This is a genomic window from Pontibacter flavimaris (assembly GCF_001907195.1).
GTDB classification, from domain to species: domain Bacteria; phylum Bacteroidota; class Bacteroidia; order Cytophagales; family Hymenobacteraceae; genus Pontibacter; species Pontibacter flavimaris.
The window spans coordinates 235,316-261,347 of the sequence record NZ_LVWA01000003.1 but is presented as its reverse complement, the minus strand read 5'-3'; the positions used below and the strand labels follow the sequence as shown (position 1 = coordinate 261,347).

General features: G+C 54.7%; 24 protein-coding genes. 11 read left to right on the top strand and 13 right to left on the bottom strand.

What is annotated here, in order from left to right:
* Positions 1-40: 40 nt before the first annotated feature.
* Positions 41-1,135, top strand: a complete 1,095-nt coding sequence (locus A3841_RS03350; RefSeq protein WP_073850897.1) for an FUSC family protein — start codon at positions 41-43, stop codon at positions 1,133-1,135.
* Between the two features lie 49 nt (positions 1,136-1,184).
* Here A3841_RS03350 and A3841_RS03345 read toward each other — a convergent pair whose 3' ends face one another.
* Complete coding sequence (locus A3841_RS03345; protein ID WP_073850896.1) at positions 1,185-2,171, bottom strand: aldo/keto reductase; 987 nt, start codon at positions 2,169-2,171, stop codon at positions 1,185-1,187.
* Between the two features lie 146 nt (positions 2,172-2,317).
* On the opposite strand from A3841_RS03345, the gene A3841_RS03340 reads away from it, so the two are divergent.
* Positions 2,318-3,379, top strand: coding sequence for an oxidoreductase (locus A3841_RS03340; RefSeq protein WP_073850895.1), 1,062 nt, complete (start codon positions 2,318-2,320; stop codon positions 3,377-3,379).
* 113 nt (positions 3,380-3,492) lie between these two features.
* Here the strand turns inward: A3841_RS03340 and A3841_RS03335 are convergent, their stop codons facing one another.
* Together A3841_RS03335 and msrA are read right to left on the bottom strand one after the other, a co-directional pair.
* Entirely contained in the window at positions 3,493-3,900 is a 408-nt protein-coding gene (locus tag A3841_RS03335) for a phage holin family protein (protein WP_073850894.1), read from the bottom strand.
* Positions 3,901-3,975: 75 nt separating this feature from the next.
* Entirely contained in the window at positions 3,976-4,650 is a 675-nt protein-coding gene (gene msrA / locus A3841_RS03330; RefSeq protein ID WP_073850893.1) for a peptide-methionine (S)-S-oxide reductase MsrA, read from the bottom strand.
* A 118-nt stretch (positions 4,651-4,768) separates the two neighbouring features.
* Between msrA and A3841_RS03325 the strand changes: the two genes are divergently transcribed.
* Together A3841_RS03325 and A3841_RS03320 are read left to right on the top strand one after the other, a co-directional pair.
* Positions 4,769-5,587 (top strand): aminotransferase class IV, encoded by an 819-nt coding sequence (locus A3841_RS03325; protein WP_073850892.1) that lies wholly within the window; start codon positions 4,769-4,771, stop codon positions 5,585-5,587.
* 160 nt (positions 5,588-5,747) lie between these two features.
* Complete coding sequence (locus tag A3841_RS03320; protein WP_073850891.1) at positions 5,748-6,464, top strand: 3-ketoacyl-ACP reductase; 717 nt, start codon at positions 5,748-5,750, stop codon at positions 6,462-6,464.
* Between the two features lie 74 nt (positions 6,465-6,538).
* On the opposite strand, the gene A3841_RS03315 is transcribed toward A3841_RS03320, so the two are convergent.
* Together A3841_RS03315 and A3841_RS03310 are read right to left on the bottom strand one after the other, a co-directional pair.
* The gene (locus tag A3841_RS03315; RefSeq protein ID WP_073850890.1) at positions 6,539-7,303 is read right to left on the bottom strand and encodes an MBL fold metallo-hydrolase; all 765 of its coding nucleotides are present in this window, start codon (positions 7,301-7,303) and stop codon (positions 6,539-6,541) included.
* A 69-nt stretch (positions 7,304-7,372) separates the two neighbouring features.
* Positions 7,373-8,167, bottom strand: a complete 795-nt coding sequence (locus A3841_RS03310; protein WP_073850889.1) for a thymidylate synthase — start codon at positions 8,165-8,167, stop codon at positions 7,373-7,375.
* Positions 8,168-8,559: 392 nt separating this feature from the next.
* Here A3841_RS03310 and A3841_RS03305 point away from each other — a divergent pair, with 392 nt between their 5' ends.
* From A3841_RS03305 to A3841_RS03295, 3 genes are all read left to right on the top strand, one after another.
* A complete protein-coding gene (locus A3841_RS03305) occupies positions 8,560-9,141 on the top strand; it encodes a hypothetical protein (RefSeq protein ID WP_235861278.1) in 582 nt (193 codons plus the stop codon).
* A 155-nt stretch (positions 9,142-9,296) separates the two neighbouring features.
* The gene (locus A3841_RS03300; RefSeq protein WP_073851195.1) at positions 9,297-11,240 is read left to right on the top strand and encodes an AAA domain-containing protein; all 1,944 of its coding nucleotides are present in this window, start codon (positions 9,297-9,299) and stop codon (positions 11,238-11,240) included.
* Between the two features lie 80 nt (positions 11,241-11,320).
* Positions 11,321-11,833: an FKBP-type peptidyl-prolyl cis-trans isomerase gene (locus A3841_RS03295; RefSeq protein WP_073850887.1), complete on the top strand. Its 513-nt coding sequence runs from the start codon at positions 11,321-11,323 to the stop codon at positions 11,831-11,833.
* A gap of 215 nt (positions 11,834-12,048) precedes the next feature.
* On the opposite strand, the gene A3841_RS03290 is transcribed toward A3841_RS03295, so the two are convergent.
* Positions 12,049-12,633, bottom strand: coding sequence for an acyl carrier protein phosphodiesterase (locus A3841_RS03290; RefSeq protein WP_073850886.1), 585 nt, complete (start codon positions 12,631-12,633; stop codon positions 12,049-12,051).
* A gap of 146 nt (positions 12,634-12,779) precedes the next feature.
* On the opposite strand from A3841_RS03290, the gene A3841_RS03285 reads away from it, so the two are divergent.
* Together A3841_RS03285 and A3841_RS03280 are read left to right on the top strand one after the other, a co-directional pair.
* The gene (locus A3841_RS03285; RefSeq protein ID WP_073850885.1) at positions 12,780-13,280 is read left to right on the top strand and encodes a pyridoxamine 5'-phosphate oxidase family protein; all 501 of its coding nucleotides are present in this window, start codon (positions 12,780-12,782) and stop codon (positions 13,278-13,280) included.
* A gap of 106 nt (positions 13,281-13,386) precedes the next feature.
* Positions 13,387-14,118 (top strand): spheroidene monooxygenase, encoded by a 732-nt coding sequence (locus A3841_RS03280; RefSeq protein WP_073850884.1) that lies wholly within the window; start codon positions 13,387-13,389, stop codon positions 14,116-14,118.
* Positions 14,119-14,362: 244 nt separating this feature from the next.
* Here A3841_RS03280 and A3841_RS03275 read toward each other — a convergent pair whose 3' ends face one another.
* Both A3841_RS03275 and A3841_RS03270 read right to left on the bottom strand, forming a co-directional pair.
* Complete coding sequence (locus A3841_RS03275; protein ID WP_073850883.1) at positions 14,363-15,088, bottom strand: DUF1003 domain-containing protein; 726 nt, start codon at positions 15,086-15,088, stop codon at positions 14,363-14,365.
* Between the two features lie 40 nt (positions 15,089-15,128).
* The gene (locus A3841_RS03270) at positions 15,129-15,794 is read right to left on the bottom strand and encodes a DsbA family protein (protein ID WP_073850882.1); all 666 of its coding nucleotides are present in this window, start codon (positions 15,792-15,794) and stop codon (positions 15,129-15,131) included.
* A gap of 808 nt (positions 15,795-16,602) precedes the next feature.
* Between A3841_RS03270 and leuS the strand changes: the two genes are divergently transcribed.
* The gene (leuS, locus tag A3841_RS03265; protein ID WP_073850881.1) at positions 16,603-19,371 is read left to right on the top strand and encodes a leucine--tRNA ligase; all 2,769 of its coding nucleotides are present in this window, start codon (positions 16,603-16,605) and stop codon (positions 19,369-19,371) included.
* Between the two features lie 341 nt (positions 19,372-19,712).
* On the opposite strand, the gene A3841_RS03260 is transcribed toward leuS, so the two are convergent.
* The 4 genes from A3841_RS03260 to ispG form a co-directional block, all read right to left on the bottom strand.
* Positions 19,713-20,213, bottom strand: coding sequence for a MarR family winged helix-turn-helix transcriptional regulator (locus A3841_RS03260; protein WP_073850880.1), 501 nt, complete (start codon positions 20,211-20,213; stop codon positions 19,713-19,715).
* 203 nt (positions 20,214-20,416) lie between these two features.
* Positions 20,417-20,779 carry an MmcQ/YjbR family DNA-binding protein gene (locus tag A3841_RS03255; RefSeq protein ID WP_073850879.1) on the bottom strand — a complete coding sequence of 121 codons (363 nt, stop codon included), beginning with the start codon at positions 20,777-20,779 and terminating at the stop codon, positions 20,417-20,419.
* A 5-nt stretch (positions 20,780-20,784) separates the two neighbouring features.
* Positions 20,785-20,952, bottom strand: coding sequence for a DUF6728 family protein (locus A3841_RS20180; protein WP_170866138.1), 168 nt, complete (start codon positions 20,950-20,952; stop codon positions 20,785-20,787).
* A 115-nt stretch (positions 20,953-21,067) separates the two neighbouring features.
* The gene (gene ispG, locus A3841_RS03250) at positions 21,068-23,044 is read right to left on the bottom strand and encodes a (E)-4-hydroxy-3-methylbut-2-enyl-diphosphate synthase (protein WP_073850878.1); all 1,977 of its coding nucleotides are present in this window, start codon (positions 23,042-23,044) and stop codon (positions 21,068-21,070) included.
* 282 nt (positions 23,045-23,326) lie between these two features.
* On the opposite strand from ispG, the gene A3841_RS03245 reads away from it, so the two are divergent.
* Positions 23,327-23,692 carry a hypothetical protein gene (locus tag A3841_RS03245; RefSeq protein ID WP_073850877.1) on the top strand — a complete coding sequence of 122 codons (366 nt, stop codon included), beginning with the start codon at positions 23,327-23,329 and terminating at the stop codon, positions 23,690-23,692.
* Between the two features lie 61 nt (positions 23,693-23,753).
* On the opposite strand, the gene A3841_RS03240 is transcribed toward A3841_RS03245, so the two are convergent.
* Positions 23,754-25,943, bottom strand: coding sequence for a glutamine synthetase III family protein (locus A3841_RS03240; RefSeq protein ID WP_073850876.1), 2,190 nt, complete (start codon positions 25,941-25,943; stop codon positions 23,754-23,756).
* Positions 25,944-26,032 lie beyond the last annotated feature (89 nt).

Sequence of the window (26,032 nt, the reverse complement as noted above, 5' to 3'; positions counted from 1 at the left end):
TAAAACCATGCTTATCCTGTTGTAGAAATAGCAATCTTGTGTGAAGAAGATCATAGCAATACTGGAAAGATTCGGGCTCACGCTGCAAATCGCCAAGACAGCGCTGGCCGCTGCGCTTTCCTGGTTTATAGCCTCCAGCATGCTAAACGCTGCGTATCCATACTTTGCGCCGGTTTCCGCTATCATCACGGTTCAGGTGACAGTGGCTGACTCGGTAAACAAGGCTTCGCAGCGCATTATCGGAATTATTGGCGGCGTGCTTTTGAGTATGCTCCTGGGGCACTGGTTCCAGGTGAACACGGTGTCCATTTTCTTTATCATCCTGCTGGGGATGGGCATTGCCCAGGCTTTCAAGATGAACCCGCAGATTATCTCGCAGGTGGCGGTCAGCTCGCTGCTGGTGCTTGCTTTTGGCCAGGTTGATTCGGGCTATGCCTATGAGCGCGTGATCGAGACGGTGCTCGGTTCAGGAATCGCCTTGCTGATCAATGCGCTTATCATCCCGACCGATGCCATCCCGGATGTGGAGAAAAGTATAAGAACATTTAATAAAATGGCCGCCACAACCCTCAGCGGGCTGAGTGACTTGCTCAACAATACAGGCACCCGCCTGAAAACAGGCCGGACCGAAGTCAATGCACTAACAAAAGCAGCCCTGGAATGCCGCAAGTCGCTGGAGCTGGCCGAGCAAAGCCTCAAGTATAATCCCTTGCTCACCCACAGGCGCGAAAAGCTAAGCCGCCTGGCTTCAGACAGCAGGCGACTCCACAGCATCATGATTCAGATCCGGGGCATCCGCAGAAGCCTGGCGGATCTGCAACTGAACAACACCTTCCAAAGCGATTATGCAGGAAAGGAGCAGCTTATACTTTCCCTGAAGGCTACCGCGGCGTGCATCAGTGCTTTCGGCAAAACGATTGTTCATCCATCGGAAGAGAAAACGGATAGACTAAGCGCGTCCGTACGGGCGGCACGGCGCGAACAGGCACGTAGTCTCGAAACCCTGACGCATGTCACGGCACTGCCCGTACTTCAGGACATGGGCAGTATCCTGACTGATTTGAGCCGTATTGTTACGGAGACGGAGCGGCTGGAAGTGGAGGAAGAAGAGATAGCTTCGAAGCATGATGCCTAAAAACGGAGCAAGCTTATATGCTGGGCTGCTCCGTTTATATAGGCTATGATCACACATTCACCGCCTTCATCTGCTCCTCCTGGTATCGGCCACCGGCGGCCACGCCTTTTGGCGCGATGGTATCAATCTGCTGTAGTTCCGCCTGCGTGAGCTTCACGTCCAGTGCCTTCACGTTTTCCTCGAGGTATTTGCGGCGCTTGGTTCCCGGAATCGGCACCAGGTCCTCTCCTTGCGCCAGCAGCCAGGCCAGTGCCAGCTGCGATGGGGTGCAGCCTTTCTGCGAGGCCAACTCCTCTATCTTCTGCACCAGGTCCAGGTTTTTCTGGAAGTTCTCGCCTTGAAAGCGCGGCGACTGCCTCCGGTAATCGTCTTCTGCCAGATCCTCAAATTTCTTAAACTGTCCCGTCAGGAATCCCCTGCCAAGCGGACTATAAGGGACAAAACCAATGCCCAGCTCCCGACAGGCAGGCAGGATCTGGTCTTCCACATCGCGGCTCCAAAGTGAGTACTCTGTTTGCAGCGCCGTGATCGGGTGTACTTTGTGCGCTTTTTTAATCGTTTCTACCCCCGCCTCCGACAGGCCCAGGTACCGCACCTTGCCTTCTTTAACCAGGTCGGCCATAGCTCCAACTGTGTCCTCAATCGGTGTGTTTTTATCCACCCGGTGCTGGTAGTAAAGATCAATGGTCTCCACGCCGAGGCGCTTCAGGCTGGCTTCGCAGGCTTGCCTGACATACTCCGGTTTGCCGTTCACGCCCAGGAAGCTACCGTCTTTCCCGCGCATATTCCCAAACTTTGTGGCAAGGATCACCTGGTCGCGCCGATCGGCAATGGCCTTGCCCACCAGCTCCTCATTGGCACCCACACCATACATGTCGGCAGTGTCCAGGAAGTTAACGCCCAGTTCCAGCGCCAAGTGAATGGTGGCGATGGATTCATTGTCATCGCGGTTGGAATAGAAGTCGGACATGCCCATGCAGCCCAATCCAAGCGCCGACACTTCCAATCCTTGTTTTCCTAGCTTTCTTTTTTTCATCTGTAGTTTAGTATCTTGTAGGTGAAACTTAATTTCCCTTTAAAAGGACAAGTATTGTTTACGCGGATGCCACCATGGCGTCTGGATGAACACATACCCTTGGCTTGCTTCTGCCGGGGCTTCGCTAAAATTGAACCTGAAACAACATGAATCAACCCATAAATGTAGGCCTGCTGGGCTTCGGAATGGCCGGAAGAACTTTTCACGCTCCATTTATTTCGAACGTGCCGGGCCTCCGCCTGAAAAAGATAAAAGCCAACCGGGAAGAAAGTATAGCCTTGGCTCGCACCCGTTTCCCAGAGGCTGAGGTCGTGCCGAGCGAAGAAGATGTTTTCAGCGATAAAAGTATAGACCTGGTGGTGATCGCCACGGCAAACCCCACCCACTACCCACTGGCCAAGGCCGCGCTGCAGGCCGGCAAGCATGTGCTGGTAGACAAGCCCTTTACCATCACCAGCACCGAGGCAGAAGAATTGATTTTGCTGGCCAAAGAAAAGCAGAAAGTGCTGACGGTGTACCAGAACCGCCGCTGGGACTCCGACTTTAAAACGGTGCAGCAGGTGGTGCAGGCGGGGCTGCTGGGCAGGCTGGTGGAGTATGAGGCCCACTTCGACCGATATCGCAATGAGATAAAGCCCAACACCTGGAAAGAGGAGGCCCTGCCCGGCGCCGGCATCCTTTACGACCTGGGCGCCCACCTCATCGACCAGGCTTTATACTTGTTCGGCGAGCCGCTGGAAGTATACGCCGACGTGCAGGTGCAGCGTGAACTCTCGCAGGTGACGGACTATTTTGAGGTGGTGCTCCACTACAAAAGTATGAAAGCCATTTTGAAAGCCGGCATGCTGGTGCGCGAGCCGGGTCCGCATTTTATACTTCATGGCACTGAGGGCTCCTTTGTAAAGTATGGCATGGATGTGCAGGAGGAGCACCTGAAGGCCGGGCGCTTCCCGGCCGATACGCCGGATTGGGGCGTAGAGCCCGAGCAGAACTGGGGCACCCTGAACACTACCGTGCAGGGGCTGCATTTCAAGGGCAAAATCGAATCCGGGAGGGGTGACTACAGCGGCCTGTATCAGAACGTATACAAAGCCATACTTGGCCATGAGGAGTTGGTGGTAAAGCCCGAGCAGGCGCGCAATTCGATAAAAGTGATCGAGCTGGCCATGCAAAGCAGCCGGGAAAAGCGCCGGGTAACGTATAGCTGACCCTCCGGCACGGGCAATTGGTGAAGGCCGTGCAGGTGCCGTTTATTCTTTCAGGAGAAAAAAAGCCTGTGCCACACGCGGCGGCACAGGCTTTTTATATGTTTGCTTTCTAGCTACGCTACGGCAACATACTCCGTTTTTGGCTGCTCTTTCTGCTGCAGCAGCGAATATTCGCCATCGTCCTCACCGCGGGCCATGCCTACCAGGTAAAGCGCCAGCGCGGTGGCAACGGCAATGATGATGGCGGGCAGGAACCCGTCTACCTTAAAATTGCCTACCAGCTTATCCACTAGCTTGATCATAAGGGCCGTCACGATGATGCTGACGATCGCCTCCAGCAGGAAGAACGACACCAGGTTCAGCAGTCCGCCCAGAATCCAACCGATGGTGGCGTTGAAGATACCGATCAGGAAGGCTACCCAGAGCGCGGTCCAGAAGCTCTTCACGTGCACGCTCGGCAAGATATAAGCCAGCAGCAGTATCACGCCGGCGCTAACGAGTAAATCAATAATAAATCCCATAGTTTTATGTTATGTTGGAAAATATAAACTTGCCTCTACTACGTGCGCGGCATTAAAATAGATATACTTAATCGTCTATTCTATATATTCCCGCTTGAGCTTGCTCCGGTAATTATCCTCAAACTTCCGCACCTTCGGCCTGGCCACCGATACCACGTAAGGGTCCTGTGGGTTGCGGCGGTAATAGTCCTGGTGGTACTCCTCAGCGATCCAGAATTTATCCAGGGGCTGCACATGCGTGACGATCTTGTTCTTGTAGGTGCCTGCCTCCTCCAGTTGCTTTATATAGGCCTCCGCCTGTTTTTTCTCCTCCGGCGTTTTGTAGAACACGATGGAGCGGTACTGCTTGCCCACATCAGGGCCCTGGCGGTTAAGGGTGGTGGGGTCGTGGGTGGCGAAGAACACCTCCAGCAGCTCCTGGTACGTGATCTGGCTCGGATTATAGTAAACCTGCACCGCCTCGGCGTGGTCGGAAAGGCCGGAGCTGACCTGCCGGTAGGTCGGTTTTTTCTCCTTGCCGCCCGAGTAGCCTGAGATAACGGCCTTCACGCCCTTCAACCTTTCGAAATAGGCCTCGGTGCACCAGAAACAGCCGCCGGCAAAAACAGCGCTTGGCAGTCCCACGGTATCCTCCTCCTGCGCCAGCGCATCGCTGCCCGTCAGTTGCATGCGGTCGGAGGTGTTTGCCTCGGAGCAGGCTATAAAGCAAAAAAGGGCGGCAAAAAGAAAGAGTAAGTTCCTGGTAATCATAAGAGAAGGATTTATACTTTATAGTACGTGATGCCAGCAGGGCGGTTTTTTCTAAATCAAATGCACAAGTCTCCGGCAGATAACTTAAATTTAATACCTTAACTAAAGCAACGGCGTCTTGTTCATACTTTATAACGATGCGTTTCTCCGGGAGTCTGACTGCCACCTGCCCCTTTCCGACAGGGCTTTTCAGTATAATGACGGCTTCTTTGAGACAGCCATACTTGTAAACGGGCACATCCGCTTCTGGGAGCAGCACCGCGAGCGCATGCGCGAGGCGGCCGAGGCCCTGCGACTGGAGCTTCCGGCATACTTTCAGGAGCCCTACTTGGAGGATAAACTGCTGCAGCTGGCCCGCCAGCAAAGAGCCGAAACGTATGGCCGCTTAAAATTGAAAGTATGGCGTGCCGGCGCCGGGCTGTACACCCCACAAACGAGTCAGGTGAACTGGCTGGCAAGTATAGTGCCGGCTACGCCCGCTTCCCAACAGCCGCTGCACATCGGTATATGCCAGAACAGCCACACGTATTATACTTCCCTTTCGCACATTAAAGGTCCCAACGCGCCTTTGTATGTGCTGGCCGGGCTGGAGAAACAGGCACAGCAGCAAGACGACATGCTGCTGCTGGACCGGAATGGCCAGGTGGCTGAGCTCATTTCCTCCAACATCTTTTGGGTGAAGGAGAACATACTCTATACTCCTGCCCTTAGCTCCGGCTGCGTGAACGGCATCCTGCGCCGGAATATACTGGCCTGGTGCCATTCACAAAGTATAAAAACGCAGCAGGTGCTGCTGGCGCCGGAGCAGCTGCGGCAAGCCGACGCCGTTTTCGCCGCCAACGTGACGGGCATCCGCGCCATCGCAAGTATAAACGGATCGGAACTGAGCCAAAATGAAGCGTTTGTGGCCCAGCTTCGCGCGGGGCTGCAAGTATAAAATGCTTCATCTGCAAGTATAAATTATTCCACTTAAGTAAACCCATACTTCCATCCTGTCGCTTTGCCGGAGCATCCATTTATATACTTTATAGGGCCCGGTTTTAAAACATTTTGGGTGATGAACTTGTAATTGGAGCAATAAACCTCAACATAAAAGTATGGAATCACTAAAAGGAAAGAACGCGTTGGTAACTGGTGCCGGCAAAGGCATTGGCCGGGCCATTGCCCTGGCACTGGCCGCTGAAGGCGTAAACGTGGCTCTGATGGCGCGCACCACGGCTCAACTGGAGCAAGTGGCCCAGGAAGTGAAGGCAAAAGGTGTGAAAGCGGCTGTCGTAACGGCTGATGTGACGGATATAAACGCTGTGGATAAGGCTGTGGCGGATGCACGCGAACAGCTGGGCCCGCTTGATATCCTGATCAACAATGCCGGCGTGGGGGCCTTTGCCAAGTTCCTGGAGCTGGAGCCGGAGAAATGGGAAAGCATTATTAAAGTGAATTTGCTGGGCCCCTACTACGTTACGCGCGCCGTGCTGCCCGAGATGATCGAGCGGCAAACGGGAGACATCATTAACATCTCCTCCACCGCCGGGCAGAAAGGCGCCCCCGTAACCAGTGCCTACAGTGCCTCCAAGTTCGGCCTGATCGGGATGTCGGAATCGCTGATGCAGGAGGTGCGCAAGCACAATATCCGTGTCTCCACCCTCACGCCCAGCACCGTCGCCACCGACATGGCCATCGAACTGAAGCTGACCGACGGCAACCCTGAGCGCGTGATGCAGCCGGAGGACTTTGCCGAGTTCATCGTCGCCCACCTCAAGCTCAACCGCCGTGTGTTTGTGAAAGAGGCCGGCCTGTGGTCCACAAACCCCTAGCGCCACCCAATGTATAAATACCAGAAAAGCACAGACTTTACGGCCTGTGCTTTTCTGGTTTCACTAAAGTATACTTACTTATTCGGGTACCATTCCTTCAGGCGTACCTCAATGTTCTTGTTCTTTGCCCCTACCAACTGCTTGAATTTCTCCACATCGCTGAGGCCGTTCTGGCCGCGGTAATGGTACGGGTACACAATTTTTGGCTGAAACTCCAGCACGGCATCGGCGGCCTGATCCACTTCCATGGTGTAGGGCAGGTTCATACTTACAAAAGCCACGTCGATGTCCTCCAGCCGCCGCATCTCGGGTATACCCTCGGTATCACCTGATATGTAGACGCGCTTATCGCCCAGCTGCAGCACATAGCCATTGCCCCTCCCCTTTGGATGGAAGGCACCGGCAGTGTCGGGCAGGTTATACATGGGCATGGCAAGTATGTTGATGCCCTGCTGCATGCTTTGCCCGCCATTGTCAAGTATCACCAGCTGCTGCTTATACTTCTCCGGCAGCATCTCCGCCACCGCACGCGGCACTACCAGCCTTACTTTCTCCGTATTGAGGGCACCCAGGGTGGCCGTATCCAGGTGGTCGCCATGGATGTCGGTGATCAGGATCAGGTCTGGCTCGGGTAGCCCTTTAAAAAGATCCGCTCCACCGTATGGGTCCACATAGATGGTTTTGGCCTTATAGGTCAGCGCCAGCGTACCGTGCGTGATGGGCTGTATCAACAAAGGCCCGCCACTGGTCTTGAGCGTGTCCGGGGGCGTTAGCTGCTGCGCCTGCACCTGCACAAAGGCAAGCAGAAAGGCCAGGGCAAGTATGGGTTTCAGTTTCATGGTGTTAAGATTAGGTGGAAAGGATAATAACCGACATACATACGCAAATTATCCGTACCCGACTGAAACCTACACCGCCACAGGCGCCTTTATACCCGGATGCGGGTTATAGTTCACCAGCTCAAAGTCCTCAAACCTAAACCCAAAGATATCCTGCACGGCAGGGTTCAGCTTCATCTGCGGCAGCTCGCGCGGCGCGCGGCTTAGCTGCAGCTGCGTTTGCTCCAGGTGGTTGAGGTAGAGGTGGGTATCGCCGCCGGTCCAGATAAACTCGCCCGGCTCCAGTCCTGTTACCTGCGCCATCATCAGCACCAGCAAAGCGTACGAGGCGATGTTGAACGGCACGCCCAGAAACACATCGGCGGAGCGCTGGTAGAGCTGACAGGAGAGTTTGCCCTCGGCCACGTAAAACTGGAAAAAAGCGTGGCAGGGCGGCAGTTTCATGTGCTCTATCTCGGCCACGTTCCAGGCGCTCACAATGATGCGGCGCGAGTCGGGATTGTGCTTCAGCTGGTTTACCACCTGTGTGATCTGGTCGATGTGGCGGCCGTCGGGCGTGGGCCAGTTGCGCCACTGCGAGCCGTATACCGGGCCCAGGTCGCCGTTCGCATCCGCCCACTCATCCCAGATGCTCACCCCGTTCTCTTTCAGGTACTGGATGTTGGTATCGCCTTTCAAAAACCAGAGCAGCTCATGGATGATGGAGCGCAGGTGCACTTTCTTGGTGGTGACGAGCGGGAACCCCTGCTGCAGATCGAAGCGCATCTGGTAGCCGAACACGCTCAGGGTGCCGGTGCCGGTGCGGTCTTCTTTCCTTACCCCGGTGTCCAGGATGTGCTGCATCAGGTCTAAATATTGCTTCATGCGTGGTTGCTATTTTTGTGGAGGGATAAAGATAGGAAAAATGTGATTCGCCTGCAGGAAGAAAAAGCCCAAAGTTCAGGGTAATCCAAATGGCTGCAGCCTGCAGCTAAAGCTGGCAAAAAGTGAGGACAGTTTCTCCTTGCAACTACTGCGCTTTTATACTTTTTGCAGCCCGGGCCTGGGCGGCAACCTCCCGGAGCTGCACGACTTGCTTTCTTTGGTAGCGGCGGGGTTTATGTGGCAGCAACCGGCTTTGGCGGTGGTTTTTTGGCTTCCCAGGATTTGCCGCCGGTGCCTTGTTTCTACTGCCTTACGAAAAAATAAATTGGGCCTGATCCAATAAGGATGACCATATTTGCGTGTAAATTGTGGGTTAAGAATACAGAGTGATGATGAAAAAGCTATTTACGTTGGTGGTGTTGAGCCTCTGGTTTGTGGGGGCACAGGCGCAGGAAGCAAAGGTGCAGGCAGAGGATAAGTTGACGCGCTTGATGAGCGAGCGGGAGCAGCTGATACTGGAGTATCAGTATTATAAACAGCAAAACAGCAGCTTCTGGGGCACCCAATCCAAGAAGGATTTGCTCAACGTGATCGAAACGCTCAAGAAGATCATTAACCTGGACACCGAGCTGGTAGGTGCCGTGAAGGAGAACAGCCTGCGGCAGTACGCGCAGAACACGGTGCAAAGCAAGCGCGAGGGCAAGCTCAGCCTGGAGGATCAGCGCAACTTCGAGAAGCAGATTAGCAGCCTGAAGAGCGAGGTGAAAACGCTGGAGAGCACCCTGCGTAAGAAAGACCGCGAAATGGCGGAGCTGCAGACACAGGTAAAGGCCACCTACGACCTAAAGTACGGCAAAGACAAGGTGATCTCGGTGCTGGCGGTGGGCGCCTTTTTACTGCTGATGTACGCTGTTTTCCTGCAGGTGCGCCTCAACAAGGCCAGCTCCAAATCACGCAAGAAAAAGAAAGTATGATGTATACTTTGCCGGGGCATGCATGAATCTTAACGGGTATGGATGTGTTATACTTGCTGCTGCTGCTACAAAGCAATTTCGCGGAAAGCATCCGCATAAAGGGAACTAAAGTATAAAGGCTGGGGCAAAACGCCCAGCCTTTCTTGTTGATATACATGAGCGACATATTATTAGAACTGAAGCAGGTACAGGACCTGCTCAAAATAGAACAGGAAGAGGACCGCCAGCAATACAAGATCAAGAGCCTGAAAAGCACCATTGCCGAGCGCAAGGCCATGGGTTTCTGCTGGTACCCGGTCACCATCTCCAAGGAGGAAATTGGCTTCGGCAACAAAGTAGTGGTAGAGCTGGAGCGCACCAAGGACCGCGACCAGCTGCACCTGTTCCAGGTGGGTAAAACGGCTGCCCTTTTCAGCAACAGCGGCGAGCGCCAAAGTATAAACGGCGTGATCGTGGGCCTGAAACGCAACAAGGTGCAGCTGGCCACCAACAAGGAAGACCTGCCGGACTGGGTAGAGGATGGCCGCCTGGGCATCGACCTCACCTTTGACGAGATGAGCTACCGCGAGATGGAGATCGCCATGAAGAAGGTGCTCGAGGCGTACAAAAACCGTCTGGCGGAGCTCCGGGATATCCTTTTAGGCGATGTGCCCGCCCAGTTCAGCGATGCCACCCTGGACGAGATCCCGTCACTGAACCCCTCGCAGAACGAGGCGGTGCGCCGGATCGTGCAGGCTAAGGATGTGGCCATCATCCACGGTCCTCCGGGCACAGGCAAAACCACCACCCTGGTGCAGGCCATCCTGACTACCCTTAAAACGCAGAAGCGCCTGCTCGTAACGGCCCCCTCCAATACCGCTGTGGATCTACTTACCGAAAAGTTAGCCAACGAGGGCGTGAACGTGATCCGCATCGGCAACCCCTCGCGCGTGTCGGATGTGCTGCTGGAGCATACGCTGGACGCGCAGGTAATGGCACACCGATCCTATAAAACCCTGAAGGATTACCGCAAAACGGCCGAGGAGTACAAGCGCATGGCTTTCCAGTTTAAGCGCAAGTTCGGGCATGAGGAGCGGGCGCAGCGGCAACTCTACAAAATGGAAAGCAAGCGGCTGCTCGACGAGGCCGACCGGGTGGAGGAGTACATCACTGAGGACCTGCTCAACCATGTGCAGGTGATCACCTGCACCCTGGTAGGCGCGGCCAACAAAGCCATTCGCCACCTGGAGTACGACACCGTGTTCATAGACGAGGCGGCACAGGCGCTGGAGCCGGCCTGTTGGATCCCGATTTCAAGAGCAAAGCGCGTGGTACTGGCCGGTGACCATTGCCAGCTGCCGCCCACAGTAAAATCGTTCCTGGCCGAGCAGAAAGGCCTGGGCAAGACGCTTTTCGAGAAGTGCATCGAGCGGCAGCAGGATGTTTCGGTGATGCTGAAGACGCAGTACCGCATGCACCACCACATCATGGAGTTCTCGAACCAGCAGTTTTATAATGGCGAGCTGATGGCGCACGAGAGCGTGCACAGCAGCGATTTGCACGAGTATAGCCCGCACTTTGCGCCGGGCCTGGCCGTGGAGTTTGTGGATACGGCCGGGTGTGGCTACAACGAGGCGGAAACGCCGGAAAGCAGCAGCTCGGCCAACCCCGACGAGGCCAACCTGCTGCTCAACCACCTGGCGCACCTGCTGAAAGACTACAGCCACGCCGACGAGGAAGTGGAGCACCTGCGCATTGGCGTTATCGCCCCTTACCGCGCCCAGATCAATTACCTGGAGGACCGCGTGGAGCACATGCCGAAGCTGCATGAGCTGCGGCAGCTGCGGCACCTGTCAGTAGGCACCGTGGACAGTTTCCAGGGGCAAGAGCGCGACATCATCTACATCAGCATGACGCGCAGCAACGAGCAGGGCGAGATCGGTTTCCTGGCAGACATCCGCCGCATGAATGTGGGCATGACGCGTGCGAAGAAGAAAATGGTGATCGTGGGCGACAGCGCTACCCTTGGCCAGCACCCGTTCTACGCTTCGTTCCTGGCTTACGTAGAAAGTATAAACGCCTACCGCAGCGCCTGGGAGCTGCAGGAGCTAATGGAGTAAAACCCCTAAACATTGGACGGGGTTTAGAGGTATGGATATAAATTATTACCTTTCAAAACTCGAAAACTAAACAATAAGACATGAAGATTGAGAAAAACAAAGTAGTCTCGCTCACCTATGAACTGCGCATTATGGACGAGCAAGGCGAACCAAGCCTGATAGAAACAGCCGATAAAGAACAGCCGATGGTATTCATCTATGGCTTGAGCGGCCTTCCGGAGCAGTTCGAGGAAAAGCTGGATGGCTTGTCGGTTGGCGATTCCTTTGACTTTAAACTGGATGCCGAGGAAGGTTACGGCGGACAGGACGAGAACGCAGTGGTTGACCTCCCGAAGAATGCCTTTGAGGTAGAGGGCGCCGTGCCGGAGGATATGCTGGAGATCGGCAACTACATCCCCATGACCGACAGCGAGGGCAACCAGCTGCAGGGCCGCGTGGTGGAAGTAACGGCTGACACGGTAAAGATGGACTTCAACCACCCGCTGGCGGGCAAGGAGCTATACTTTAAAGGCAAGGTGGAGAGCATCCGCGAAGCCACGCCGGACGAGCTTTCGCACGGCCACGTGCACGGCGAAGGCGGTGTGCATCACTAAAAAGTATAAACGCTGAAAGTATAAAGAGAGGGGCGGCAGGATATTTTCTGCCGCCCCTCTTTAGTTGTAGCGTAAAAGAGGGAATGCAGCCGGATTGTCCTGAATAATCCATGTCTTGTATTTGCTCTTTCACAATTTCGGTAAGCTAATGCTCAAGGACGAGGAGGCGATTGACTTTCTCCAAGGTTAGTTACAGACCTGAAAAGTAAAGATACTCACAACTCCTCCCTCACCCCTGCCACGTACCGCTCCAGTTCCGGGAAGAAAACCTGGAAGTCGGCAAAGTATAAATCATACTGCTCCACCAGCTCCTCGGCCGCCGTTTCCATACCCGAGGCAAAGGTGGTGCGGCGGCTCATGCCCTGCAGCGCCTGCCCTATCCCCTCCACTTCGGCGTAAGACTCCAGCCAGTTCTGCCGCTGCATGTATTCAAATAGGTGCTGCATGCGCGGTGGCAGCACGTGGTGGTGCTGTCCGATCAAGGTATAGGCCTTCTGTACAAAATCAGGTAGGGGCTCGCCGGCATAGGCACTGAAATTGCGGGCCAGGAAATGATCATAATACATGTCGGCAACAACCGGGGAGAATTTTTTATACTTCGGGCGGAGGCGGGCTTTTGTCTCGGCCACCACCGGGTGGGTGTCGGTGTAGGTATCGATGAGGCGGTGCAGGCGGATGCCTTTGGCGATGCCGGGTGCGTACAGCTCGGCCTGCCTGCCCTTCACGGCATCCGCCATAAAATTACCCACCAGTAGCTCATTGTCGTTGCCGGAGAGGTAGATGTGTGCCAGGTAGTTCAAAGGGTGAGGAAGGGTTAGGTGAAAAGTATAAACCGGCTACTCCGCCTATTGTTTTAGCGGCTTCTGGGTGGCGTTGGTTGCAGCGGGCAAAGTATAAACCCTAGGCTACAGCGCCGCGTAATCAAACACAAACAAGATATACAGCTATGCAAAACGACCCAAACACCAAGGAAAATCTCAGGAAGCTCCTGGACAAAATAAAAGACGTGAAGATTGCCATGATGACCACCGTGGATGATGACGGCACACTGCGAAGCCGCCCCATGAAAAACCAGCAGGCGGAGGCGGATGGCGACATCTGGTTCTTTACCGGCTACGAGTCTGGCAAGTCGCACGAAATAAAGCACGACGCCCATGTTAACCTGAGCTATGCCAACCCGGACGACAACCTGTACGTGTCTATCTCGGGTAAGGCACAGCTGCTGCGCGACCAGCAGAAGATAAACGAGCTCTGGAGCTCCGACATGAAGGCCTGGTTCCCGGAGGGCAAAGAAGACAAGAACATCGGCCTGATCCGCGTGAGGATTGACAAAGCAGAGTACTGGGACACACCGAGCAATACCATGGTGACGTTATTTGGCATGGCCAAGGCAGCCATTACCGGCGAGCCAGCCAAAGGGGGCGAAAACAAGAAGATCAATTTATAGTATACTTATGAAATTTCTCTGCAGCACCTGCCGGACATAATGTTTTGGCAGGTGTTTTTTTTGAGAGCAACTAAAAACTATATCTTTAAGCATTACTGATAACTGCATGAACGCCACCTCCCCCCGCCTCACCACCCTCACCCTTTTCGGTATCCGCAGCGGCCACATTCGGTGGGGGCTGGCGCAGATGGGCACCTCCGGGCCGAAGCTGCAGCAGGTGCCGGGGCTGAAGTTTTTCAAGCTGCTGGGCAGCGGGCACGGCAAGGGCTTCAGCATCAAACCCAATTTCAGAAGGTATGGCCTGCTCTGCACCTGGGAGAGCGAAGCCGCTGCCGATGCCTTTTTGCAGGATTCCGGCCTGATGGGGGAGTATAAAAATCACACCGACGAAGTATGGACGGTGAAACTGCTGCCTTTCCAGTCGCATGGCCGGTGGGACGGCGTGGAGCCCTTCGCTCCCGCTCTCGCTGAAAAGTATGAGAGCGGCCCCATAGTCGTACTGACGCGGGCAAGTATAAACTGGCGGGCCTTGCCCAACTTCTGGCGCTTTGTGCCGCAGGCAAGTATGGCGTTGGATGCCGCTGACGGCCTGCTGTGCTCCATTGGCTTGGGCGAGCTGCCGCTGGTACGCCAGGCTACCTTCAGCGTGTGGGAGTCGGGGGAGGCGATGATGGCCTATGCGTATAAAAACCCGCTGCACCAGGAGGTGATGCGCCGCACCCGCTCCGAGAACTGGTACAGCGAGGAGCTCTTTGCCAGGTTTAAACTCATCAGCAGCCAGGGCACCTGGAACGGAGAAGATCCTTTGGAACATGTGTTGGCAAAAGCTCAACTTTAGAACATCCCCGCCTACCCAAGCAGCATCACACAGATACTACCACCGATATTTAAGAACCGAATAATGTGCTGATTTTGTAATTGTCTGCCGGGAGAGGCACCGAAGAAAGCCAGGGCAAACTATCTGAGTACGCTTCCCCAAAAATGGCCAGCGCAAGTATAACTACATGGCCCGCACCCGTTACCGGCAAAACCAGCTGTCCTGAGAAGCCAACAAAGGCAACTACGGTTAAAGGGTTCACAACTTATTTTGTGTGATTTTTCTTCTTGAACTGCTCCATGATCTCTTCCAGCAGGTCGAGTTGCAGTTGCTGAATCTCCACCATTTGCTGGTTCTGTTGCATTAGCAGGTGGTCAATTTTCTCGTGCAGCAGCCTTATTTCCAACTCGGCCTTCAGGTTTACCTTGTAGTCGTGCTCGGAACGCAGGCGGTCCTTGGCTTCCTGCCTGTTCTGGCTCATCATGATAATGGGCGCCTGTATGGCAGCCAGGCAGGAGAGAATGAGGTTGAGCAGGATGAACGGGTACGGGTCGAAGGGGCGCGTGGCCAGCAGGTATACGTTTACCGCCATCCAAAGCAGCAGGAATGAGAAAAAGATGGTGATAAAGGTCCAGCTGCCACCGAAGCTGGCGATATGGTCGGCCATCCGGTCGCCGAGGCTTACATGTTCCTCCAGTTGCTCCTCCACATTGCTGGAGAGCAGCTCCTGCTGGTTTATACTTTGCATCACCTCCTCCTCCAGTTCCGTCAGTTCGCCCACTTCCTGCCGCAGCAGCTGCTCCAGGTAGAGCTTGCGGTACTTCGCCAACACCCCCACGGACACATACTTATCCTCGTCCAATTCCGGGAAATCAACTTTTAGCAGCTTGAGCAAGCCCGGGCGAATGGTGTTACCCGGCACCAGCAGGTGCAGGGGCAGGCGCTTTTTAGTGACTTGGCAAAAGCCGAAGGATTCGCGGTGACGTTTCATGACAGAACCTCTGGGAGGCAGGCTTCTTGCTTAGTCCAAATTACGGCTGCTCTGGCGCCAGTTGCTGCAGCACACGATCCAGGTGCGCCTTCATGCCATCGTAGGGGCGGTAGCCGCGGCTGATGAGGTGGATGCTGGTGCCGTTCAGCAAGTATAAACTCGGGAACGCCGTGGCCTGCAGGTGGCGGGCAATGGTGAAGTCCTGCTGCGTTTTCTCCTTCATCTCCTCTGTCTCGTACTTCTCTAGGAAAGTCTCCTCCGCCACACCAAAGGTGGAGGCAATACTGGCTAGCACCTCGGGCCTGGTTACATCGTTGTTCCTGGCATAGAAGGCACGCTGCACCGCACCGGCCATGCCGAACTCGTGCTCCGGCCTGAGGTAGCGCATCGTGACCACGGCCCGGCAGCCCGGCTCGGTATCGTACACAAAATCCGTGCGCTCAAAGAAAGTATAATCGAAGGGCTGCTCCGTTATCTTCTCCACGTCCTGCCAGTGCTGCTTGATGCCTGCCTTCATCTGCTCTTCCAGCGGCTGCTCGGTGCCGGGGCGCAGGCCGCCCATCACCAGCTTGAACTGCATCTTTCCCTCCTGCTCTTCCATCAACTGCTTTATAACAGGTGCAAAACCATAGCACCAGGAGCACATCGGGTCCATCACGTAGATCAGGTGGATGATATCGAGGAGGTCGTGTTTCTTCTGTTCCATGGCGCAAAGGTAGGGGTTTGGAGGATTTATACGTTGTTTTACGGTTTTAAAGGCGGTGGAGTGGTTTTTAGAAGGGTTTAGAGCTATGCTTTCAATTTCATTTTAGCCTCAGCCATTCTTTATACTTGCTTTTCTCTGGCGCAAGTCTCCAGACTTGTGACTTAGAGTGGTGTCGAGTCTCTGACTTGACTGGCTTGAAAAGCCATAGTTGCTTTGGCTATACTTGCTGGTTTATACTTCATTGCCTCCGCTTCCTTTCACTTAAACCTAGCTATACTTTCAAAACACCGCTGATCCTCTAGTTCCCACAAACCTACCGTTTCATTTCCGACTTTGGTGCTCTCAAGCCCGAGAGGGCTCGTCCTTTGGCATCGCGCTGTGTTCCCTCCTGCCTTCGCTGCGCTGCGGCTGCTCAACAAGTTGAGCACCGGATCTCACAAGGCGCTCAACCCAAGGACTGGGATCAGATTCGATAGCACCGGCTATGCAACAGGAACCGAGCTCCCTCTCCTGTTTTTAGGAGAGGGCTGGGGAGAGGTGAAATTCCCCTCCTTAGACAAGAGGGGTAGGGGTGGTTGGATTCGTTACCGCAAAGCCCCCTCCCCTGTTCTTAGGGGAGGGCTGGGGTGGGGTGGCCCAGTACTACAAGGACCATAACCCTAACATTCTATCCCGATGGAAAAATCATTCCACAAAACTGCTCTGGCGCTGCCGGCTTTACATTTTAGCCATGCAGCAATTTAACAATCCAACAATTAACAATTAACTTAGCGTTTAAAGTAAGATAGAAGCGAACACACGATAAACTATGTCAGAGTATAATTTCAATCAGATTGAGAAGAAGTGGCAGCGTTACTGGGAAGAAAACCAGACGTTTAAAGCCACCGCCACCAGCGATAAGCCCAAGTATTACGCCCTGGACATGTTCCCCTACCCTTCCGGGGCCGGGCTGCATGTGGGCCACCCGCTCGGCTATATCGCCTCTGATATCGTGAGCCGCTACAAGCGCCTGAAAGGCTTCAACGTGCTCCACCCCATGGGTTTCGACGCTTTTGGCCTGCCCGCTGAGCAGTACGCCATCCAAACCGGGCAGCACCCGGCCATCACCACCGAGGAGAACATCAAGCGCTATGTGGAGCAGCTGAAGAACATCGGCTTCTCCTACGACTGGGAACGCGAGATCCGTACCTCAGAGCCGAACTACTACAAGTGGACGCAGTGGATCTTCATGCAGCTGTTCAACAGCTACTACAACTACAGCACCGACAAGGCCGAGCCGATTGATGCATTGGTGCGGGTTTTCGAGCTGAGTGGAAACGAACAGGTAAACGCTGCCTGCGATGAAGACACCCCGGCCTTCTCCTCAGTGGACTGGAATAACTTTAACGAGCAGCAGAAATCAGAGATGCTGCTGAAGTACAGGCTTACTTACGTGGCCGAAGCCGTGGTGAACTGGTGCCCTGCCCTGGGCACGGTGCTGGCCAACGACGAAGTGGTGGGCGGCGTGTCGGAGCGCGGCGGCTACCCGGTAGAGCGCAAGAAAATGCGCCAGTGGATGATGCGCATCACGGCCTATGCCGAGCGCCTGCTGCAGGGACTGGAAAGTATAGACTGGCCGGAGCCGGTAAAGGAAATGCAGCGCAACTGGATCGGCAAGTCCGTTGGTGCTGAGCTGGACTTTGCCATTGAAGGTGCTGAAGATAAGATCAAAGTATTTACCACCCGTATCGACACGATTTTCGGGGTATCGTTTGTGGTGCTGGCACCGGAGCATGAGCTGGTGGAGCAAATTACGACGGATGCGCAGCGCGCGGCGGTGGAAGAGTACGTGAACGTGGCCAAAAACCGTTCGGAGCGCGAGCGCATGACGGACGTGAAGACCGTGAGCGGCGTGTTTACGGGTGCTTATGCCATTAACCCGCTTTCCGGGGATAAAGTGCAGATCTGGATTGCCGATTACGTGCTGGCCGGTTATGGCACCGGTGCCGTGATGGCGGTTCCGGGCCACGATAGCCGCGACTATGCCTTTGCCAGGCACTTCGGCCTGCCGATTCCGCAGGTAGTGGAAGGCGGCAATATAGCCGAAGAAGCCTACGCCGGCAAAGAAGGTAAGATCATCAACTCCGGTTTCCTGAACGGGCTGGAGGTGAAAGAAGCAATAAAGGCAGGCATAGCCAGGGCTGAGGAACTGGGCGTTGGCAAAGGCCGCACGCAGTACCGCATGCGCGATGCCGTGTTCAGCCGCCAGCGCTACTGGGGCGAGCCGGTGCCGGTATACTATAAAGACGGTGTGCCGCACCTGATCAAAGAAGAAGAGTTGCCGCTGGAGCTGCCAAAGATCGATGCTTACCTGCCCACCGAGACCGGGGAACCGCCACTGGGCCGGGCCCTGGACTGGAAGTATAACGGCAAGTATGAGTATGAACTGAGCACGATGCCGGGCTGGGCGGGCAGCAGCTGGTACTGGTACCGCTACATGGACCCGCAGAACGACAAAGCCTTTGCCGATAAGGACATCATCGAATACTGGCGCAGCGTGGACTTGTACATAGGCGGTTCGGAGCACGCGACGGGCCACTTGCTCTACTCCCGCTTCTGGAACAAGTTCATGTACGACCTGGGCGTAGTGGTGGAACAGGAGCCGTTCAAAAAGCTCATCAACCAAGGCATGATCCAAGGCCGCTCTAACTTCGTGTACCGCATCAACGGCACCAACAAGTATGTTTCTTTTGGTTTGAAAGAGCAGTACGAGACTTCTCCGTTGCACGTGGATGTGAACATCGTGGAGAACGATGTGCTGGACCTGGAAGCCTTCAAGAACTGGAGACCGGAGAATGCCGATGCGGAGTTTATACTCGAGGATGGAAAGTATAACGTGGGCGTGGAGATCGAGAAGATGTCGAAATCCAAGTATAACGTGGTGAACCCGGATGACCTGGTAGAGAAAATGGGCGCCGATACACTGCGTATGTACGAGATGTTCCTGGGGCCGCTGGAGCAGTTCAAGCCCTGGAATACCAACGGCATGGACGGCGTCCACAAATTCCTGAAAAAGTACTGGAAGCTGTTCTTCGACAAAGAGGGAAACCTGCAGGTAACCGATGAGCAGCCTACGGCAGAAGAGCTCAAGGTGCTCCATAAAACGATCCGAAAGGTGGAGGAAGATATCGAGCGCTTCTCGTTCAACACATCGGTACCAACCTTTATGATCTGCGTGAATGAGTTGAGCCAGCTAAAGACAAAAAAGCGTGCGATACTGGCACCCTTAACCATACTTTTATCTTCTTACGCGCCACATATTACGGAGGAGATCTGGCAGAAACTGGGGCACTCGGAAAGTATAAGCCATGCCACCTTCCCGGAGTTTAAGGAGGAATACCTGGTGGAGAACACCTTTGAGTACCCGGTATCGGTCAACGGCAAGACTCGTTCTAAAATGACGTTTGCCCTGGATGCACCGCGCGAGGAAATGGAGAAGGCGGTACTGGCTGATGAGCAGGTAACGAAGTTTTTCGAAGGTAAAGCACCGAAGAAAATTATCATCGTGCCTAACAAAATCATCAACGTGGTAGTATAAACTATCCCCATATACCAACTAACTAAGCCAGAAGCCGCTGCAGCTCCCCACAGCTGGGCGGCTTCTCGTTTTTTCAGCCGGTGCCCCGCGAACAAGGGCGGGGAATGTTACAGGAAAAGAAAATCTCGCCTGACAGCCTTGCTATACTTTTAACCGGAAAAGCTCCACCTAAAGTATAGCCACACTTCCTACGGCAGTTACAGAATTGCTCCAAGGCCATTTTGACCGGAGCACAGGCATAGCCCTAAAAGCAGCGAGGTGACAGGAGAAAGCGCGGGGCCTCTTCTGTCACCTCGCTGTTTGCTTAAGGTGAGTAAGGTTAGTAAAGTTCAGGTGTTATATTATGCCGTAGCGACTTCTACAGAAGCCATTCTCTCTTCGGTGTTGGTAATGGATTCACGCACTTTGTAGAGCAGTTCCACCAGGGTGGCGGCTTCCTCCTCCGTAAGGCCCTGCAGCAGGGCATCCAGCAGGTACAGCTCCTTGTCAATGCCCGAGAGAATGGATAAGCCCTCGCTGGAGATAAGGATATTCACCAGGCGCTTATCCGTTGGGTTCTGTGTGACGGTTACGTAGCCTTTGGCGTTCAGGCGGCTCACCAGGCGGGAGGCGTCGGACATCTTGTCCAGCATTTTCTCGCGCAGAAAGGAGGTGGAAACAGGCTTGGGGAATTGATCTCTCAAAATGCGCAACGCGTTATACTGCTGGCTGGTAACATTGTGCTTCTTAAAGAAGCTCTCGTACCCGTTGCTAAGGAAGCCACAGGTATAAAGCAGGCTCATACTTGCCTTTTGCCACTCATTCCGGAAGGCGCCGATGCTAAGTTGATTGTTAAGGTTCATATTTGTGTTAAGGTGAGTTTTACCAATTATAAGAAAAAAATCTCAATTGATAAACCCCTAACACAATAAATAAATAGTAAAAACGTTATTTAAGATGAAATTATACCGAGGAATCGCTACTCTGTCTCACAACATCAATGTAACCACATTGACTATAAGCTGTTTATAGCTTAAATCCCCCTACCCGATTTTTATACTTCTTTTCATAGGCTATCCAGGCCCAGTTCCTGCCGCAGCGCTTTCTTCAGTTTGCCAGCCACCAGCAGGTATGAATCGTCGGTCCACTGCTTCAGCAGGGTATCAGGCAAGCCTGCCTCCGGCAGCACCGTGTTCCAGTGCAGTTTATTCATGTGGTAACCAGGCTTCACCTGCGGGTACTGCTCGCGTAGTTCCACCGACCGCTCCGGCTCACATTTCAGGTTTATGCCTTTCGCGTAGTCCGCAATACTGCACATGGCAAACATCTTACCGCATACCTTAAACACCAGCGTGTCCTCGTCAAAAGGCGTTTCCTCGGTCGTTCCTGCCTTCGCCAGGCAATACTCCCTAAACTCCTCTATGTTCATGCCGCTCAGATGTGCTTGATGATGAAGTAGATCATGGCCGCCAGGAACATCAGGATGGATACCTTGTTGATGGTGTGCATGGCGCGCAGGTTAAAGTTGGATTTGCGGCTGGGGTCCTTTTTCCGAAAGAAATAAGTGGCCACCTCCGACAGGTTAAAAAGTCCCTTTTTCATAATACATTGGTGTTTTGGATGTAGGGGAAAAGTATGAATTGCCGTGTCCGACGCTCTTGTGCAGGTGTTCTTGTTTAGGTTTATACTTGGATTGGAGAAGGGCGGAAGCGAAAATTTATACTTCCTCCTCCAGCCGCACCGGCTCTATCCAGCGGTTGTCCTCGCGTATCAACTCGATCAGCTCGTCCACGGCACGGTCCGCAGGCACCGATTTCTTCACCACCGTCTGCCCCCGGTACAGCGCGATCTTGTCCTTGCCCACGCCCACATACCCATAGTCTGCGTCAGCCATCTCGCCGGGGCCGTTCACGATGCAGCCCATAATGCCGATCTTTATTCCTTTCAAGTGGTCAGTGCGCTTGCGGATCATGGCGGTGGTCTCCTGCAGGTCGAACAGGGTGCGGCCGCAGCTGGGGCAGCTGATGTACTCGGTTTTGCTCATGCGTGTGCGGGCGGCTTGCAATATGCCGAACCCTAGCTTGTTGAGTGCATCGATGGTCTGCAGTTCCTCCTGCTTCTCCTGTTCCGGTAGCAGCTCCGTGCTCAGCAGCACGCCATCGCCTAAGCCATCGATCAGCAGCCCGCCCACATCTGTGGCGGCATACAGTTGTACCTGGTCCGTGGTCAGTTGGCCATATTCACGCTTAATGATGCAGGGCGTCTGCACCCCGTTGTTCATCAGGCGTATAAAGCACTTGCGCAATTCCGGCATGGCATGCTCGTTCTGCGTGTGCAGTACCAGCACGGCGGTTTTGTCCTGCTTGAGCGCCTCCATCAGTTCCGGGGTGATATCGTGCACGTTGGCAAGTATAAAGTTCAGCCTGGAGTGTCGCTCGGCCTTGCTCAGGTATACTTCGGCGCGCAGCAGCGGATGGCGATCCTCGCGCTGCGCCGCCTGTAGCCAGGCAGCGTGGTTCACGATCTCCTTCAGTCCGTTTGGCAGCATAAAGGAGATCGGGGTATCACCGGTGTATATGTAGTCGGCACCCAGGTCGTTCATGTTGAACTTGTCGAGCAGCATGGAGTACAGATGTCCCACGGCTTTCAGGTCGGCATACTTTATGTCTTGCAGGCGGCTCAGGTCGGCCACTACGCGCGGCACGTTCAGCCCGCCCTGGTTCTCCACCTCCACCGTCTCGCGGCGGTGATACCGGAACGGGTTGATCGGGTTGTTGCAGATAGGCTTGATGGGCTGCGCCTTCTCGGCCCGATAAGTATAACGATCGATCAGGGCCTGCGCCACAGGGGCCTCGGCCTCCGGAGCCTCCGTCAGGGAAACGCGCACAGTATCGCCCAGTCCATCCTCCAGCAGGGTGCCAATGCCCACGGCCGACTTAATGCGGCCATCCTCAGCCTCCCCGGCCTCAGTTACGCCCAGGTGCAGCGGGTAAGGCTGCAATCCTTCTTCCTCCAGCTTCTGCACCAGCAAACGGTAGGCCTGCACCATCACCTGCGTGTTAGAGGCTTTCATCGAGATAACGATGTCATAGTAGTCCTCGTCCTCGCAGATACGGATAAACTCCAGCGCACTCTCCACCATGCCCAGCGGCGTGTCGCCGTAGCGGCTCAGGATGCGGTCGGACAGGGAACCATGATTAGTGCCGATGCGCATGGCCGTGCCGTGCTCCTTGCAGATGCGCACCAGCGGCACAAAGCGCTTCCGGATTCTGTCCAGCTCTGCCTGGTAGGTTTCGTCGTTATAGGCGATGACCTCAAATTTCTTCTTGTCGGCATAGTTGCCCGGGTTCACGCGCACCTTCTCCACGATGCGGGCAGCCACCTCGGCGGCGTTCGGGGTAAAGTGAATGTCGGCAACAAGGGGCACGTTGTAGCCGCGCCGGCGCAGCTCCCCTTTAATGAGTTGCAGGTTTTCGGCCTCCTTCATACTTGGCGCCGTGATGCGGATGTACTCACAGCCCGCCTCGATCATGCGGATGCACTGCTCCACCGAGCCTTCAGTATCCATGGTATCCACGGTAGTCATCGACTGCACGCGGATCGGGTAATCGCCGCCCATCGGCACGCCGCCAATATTTACCACGCGTGTTTTGCGGCGCTTATACGCTACCAGGCTGGGGCTGTAAGAATTCATTGTATGTTCCAGTTGACAATTCATGCGTATCTTTAACTAAAGTAAAGGCTGCTTTGTTCAATCGGCAAAATACGGAATTTTCCGCGCATGCCCCCGCTTCCGGAGCTCTTTTCAAGTATGGCCAGTGGTTTATACTTTATACCAGAAACTAGAGCCCGCTTAAAGCAACGGAAAGGTATAGATCACATTCCAGCCTGTGAAGAAATTCTCCTCTATGCCAGCTGCGTGTTTTCCCTCCTGGCCGGGGATTTTTACGTAGTACTATGGAACACCCTCATCCCCATGATCTATATGCACCAGTTCATACCCCGGAATTCCTGGCCGAAGCTGCAACAGCTGCAGCGCTGGGGCCAGCTGCGACAAGAGCAGATGACCCTGGCCTTCTACATTACCAAGGATACCGTGCTGCAGTACCTGCGCCACCAGATAGAGCGCGGCAACTGGCGCGAGGTACAGGAAGTGCTGAAAGGCAAACCCATGACAAAGGCCGGCCAGTTTATTTACCACGAGCTGCGCGACAGAGTGATTGGCAAACTGATCATGCGCCTGGGCCTGCGCAAGGTGATCGCCGTGGGTTTGGTCATTGTGCTGCTCCCGATCATACTTGCCCAGGTGGCTGGCGAGCTTCTTCGGAGGGTGCGGCCCTAAAGCAACAAAGGCATCCCTGACGGATGCCCTTGCTTATCAACCTTAATATAATAAAATACGCTTAGTGGCGGAACAGCAGCTCGCGGTACTTCACCAGTGGCCAGTCCTCGTCGTCCACCATCAGTTCCAGCTTGTCCACGCTGTAACGGATCGGGTCGAAGTAGCTCAGCACCTGCTCGTTGTACATGATGGCGCGCTCCCGGGCGTCCTCTATCTTGTTGGCTACCTTACGGGAATTCACCATGTCGCGCACATTTTTCTGTAGCGAGCTGATGTAGCCGGACATTTTCTTGATGCCCTCGATCGTGCTCTGGGTATACTCATCCTCCAGCCCCAGCTCCTTCAGGCCGCGTACATTGGCGATGAGCTTGTTCTGGTAAGCGATAGCCGTTGGGATAACGTGGTTCATGGCCAGGTCGCCCATAATGCGCGACTCGATCTGGATCTTCTTTACGTAGTCTTCCAGCAGAATCTCGTGGCGCGCTTCCAGCTCCACCTCGGTAAAGATGCCGTGCCGGGCAAACACCTCCTTCACGTCCTGTCGGCTGTACACATCCAGGGCAAGCGGTGTTGACTTGACATTGGATAGCCCACGGCCCTCCGCTTCCTGCTCCCACTCCTGAGAGTAACCGTTTCCTTCGAAACGGATGGCCTTGGAGGCGGCCACGTACTCGCGTAGTATCTGGATGATAGCCAATTCCTTCTTCATGCCTGTCTCGATCAGCTCATCCACCGACTTACGGAACTCCAGCAGCTGATCGGCCACAATGGTGTTCAGCACCGTCATAGGAGAGGATGAGTTGGCGGAAGAACCTACCGCACGGAACTCGAATTTATTGCCCGTAAAGGCGAACGGAGAAGTACGGTTACGGTCGGTGTTATCGCGGAGTACCTCCGGGATGCGGTCGATACCCAGTTTCAGGTACATGTTGTCGCCCTTTTCCATCGGCACCTTGGAGGTGCGCTCAAACTCATCCAGCACCGCCGTCAGCTGCTGCCCGATAAACACGGACATGATGGCCGGCGGCGCCTCGTTAGCACCCAGGCGGTGGTCATTGCTGGCGGAGGCTATACTTGCGCGCAGCAGGTCGGCGTGGGTAAAGGCGGCTTTAATGGTGTTGATGAAGAAGGTGAGGAACTGCAGGTTCTCCTTTGGTCTTTTGCCCGGGCTCAGCAGGTTTACGCCTGTGTTGGTGCTCATCGCCCAGTTATTGTGCTTGCCGCTGCCGTTCACGCCTTTAAAGGGTTTCTCATGCAGCAGCACTTTAAAATTGTGTCTTTCCGCTACCCGGTTCATGATGTCCATCAGCAGCTGGTTGTGGTCTACTGCCAGGTTGGCGTCCTCAAAGGTAGGCGCACACTCGTACTGGTTCGGGGCCACCTCGTTGTGGCGTGTCCTCAGTGGAATCCCCAGTTTCAGGGCCGTTTTCTCAAAATCAACCATATAGGCGTGCACCCGGCTCGGGATGCTGCCGAAATAGTGGTCCTCCAGCTGCTGGCCCTTGGCCGGGGAGTGGCCGAAAACAGTGCGGCCGGCAATCACCAGGTCCGGGCGCGCCTCGTACAGCGACTTGTCCACCAGGAAGTATTCCTGCTCAATACCCAGGGTCGTGTTTACCCTGGTTACGTCTTTATCGAAGTACTGGCAAACCGGCACGGCGGCGTCGTTCAGCAGTTTCAGCGATTTAAGCAGGGGCGTTTTATAGTCGAGTGCCTCGCCTGTGTAGGCCACAAAGATGGTCGGGATACAAAGGGTGCGGGTGCCCGCGTTCTCAATCAGGAAGGCCGGGGAAGATGGATCCCAGGCACTGTAGCCGCGGGCCTCGAAGGTGTTGCGGATGCCGCCGCTCGGGAAAGAGGAGGCGTCCGGCTCCTGCTGCACCAGCGCGCTGCCCTTAAAGGTCTCGATAGCTTCTCCATCACCGGAAAGGTCGAAAAAGGAGTCGTGCTTCTCGGCTGTGGCGCCTGTGAGGGGCTGGAACCAGTGCGTGTAGTGCGTAGCCCCCTTGCTCATGGCCCAGGTCTTCATGGCGGCAGCCACGGCATCGGCAAGTTCACGGTCTACCTTCTCGCCTGCCTCGATGGTGCGCTGCAGGCGCTTGTAGTTCTCAGTGGACATGGTGGAACGCAGGGCGCCATTACCGAAGACGTTCTCACCGAAATACTCTGAGATAATCTGAGATGGTTGCTCCACCTCTCCAGGTTTGTGCTCACTGGCCTGCTCCAGCGCTTTGAATCGAAGAATTGCCATGGGGTATGGGGGTTGGTATGAAATGACGCTTCAAATATAGAAACAAAATTCACGAATCATGCAGACACCCCTATTTTTTTAAACCCATT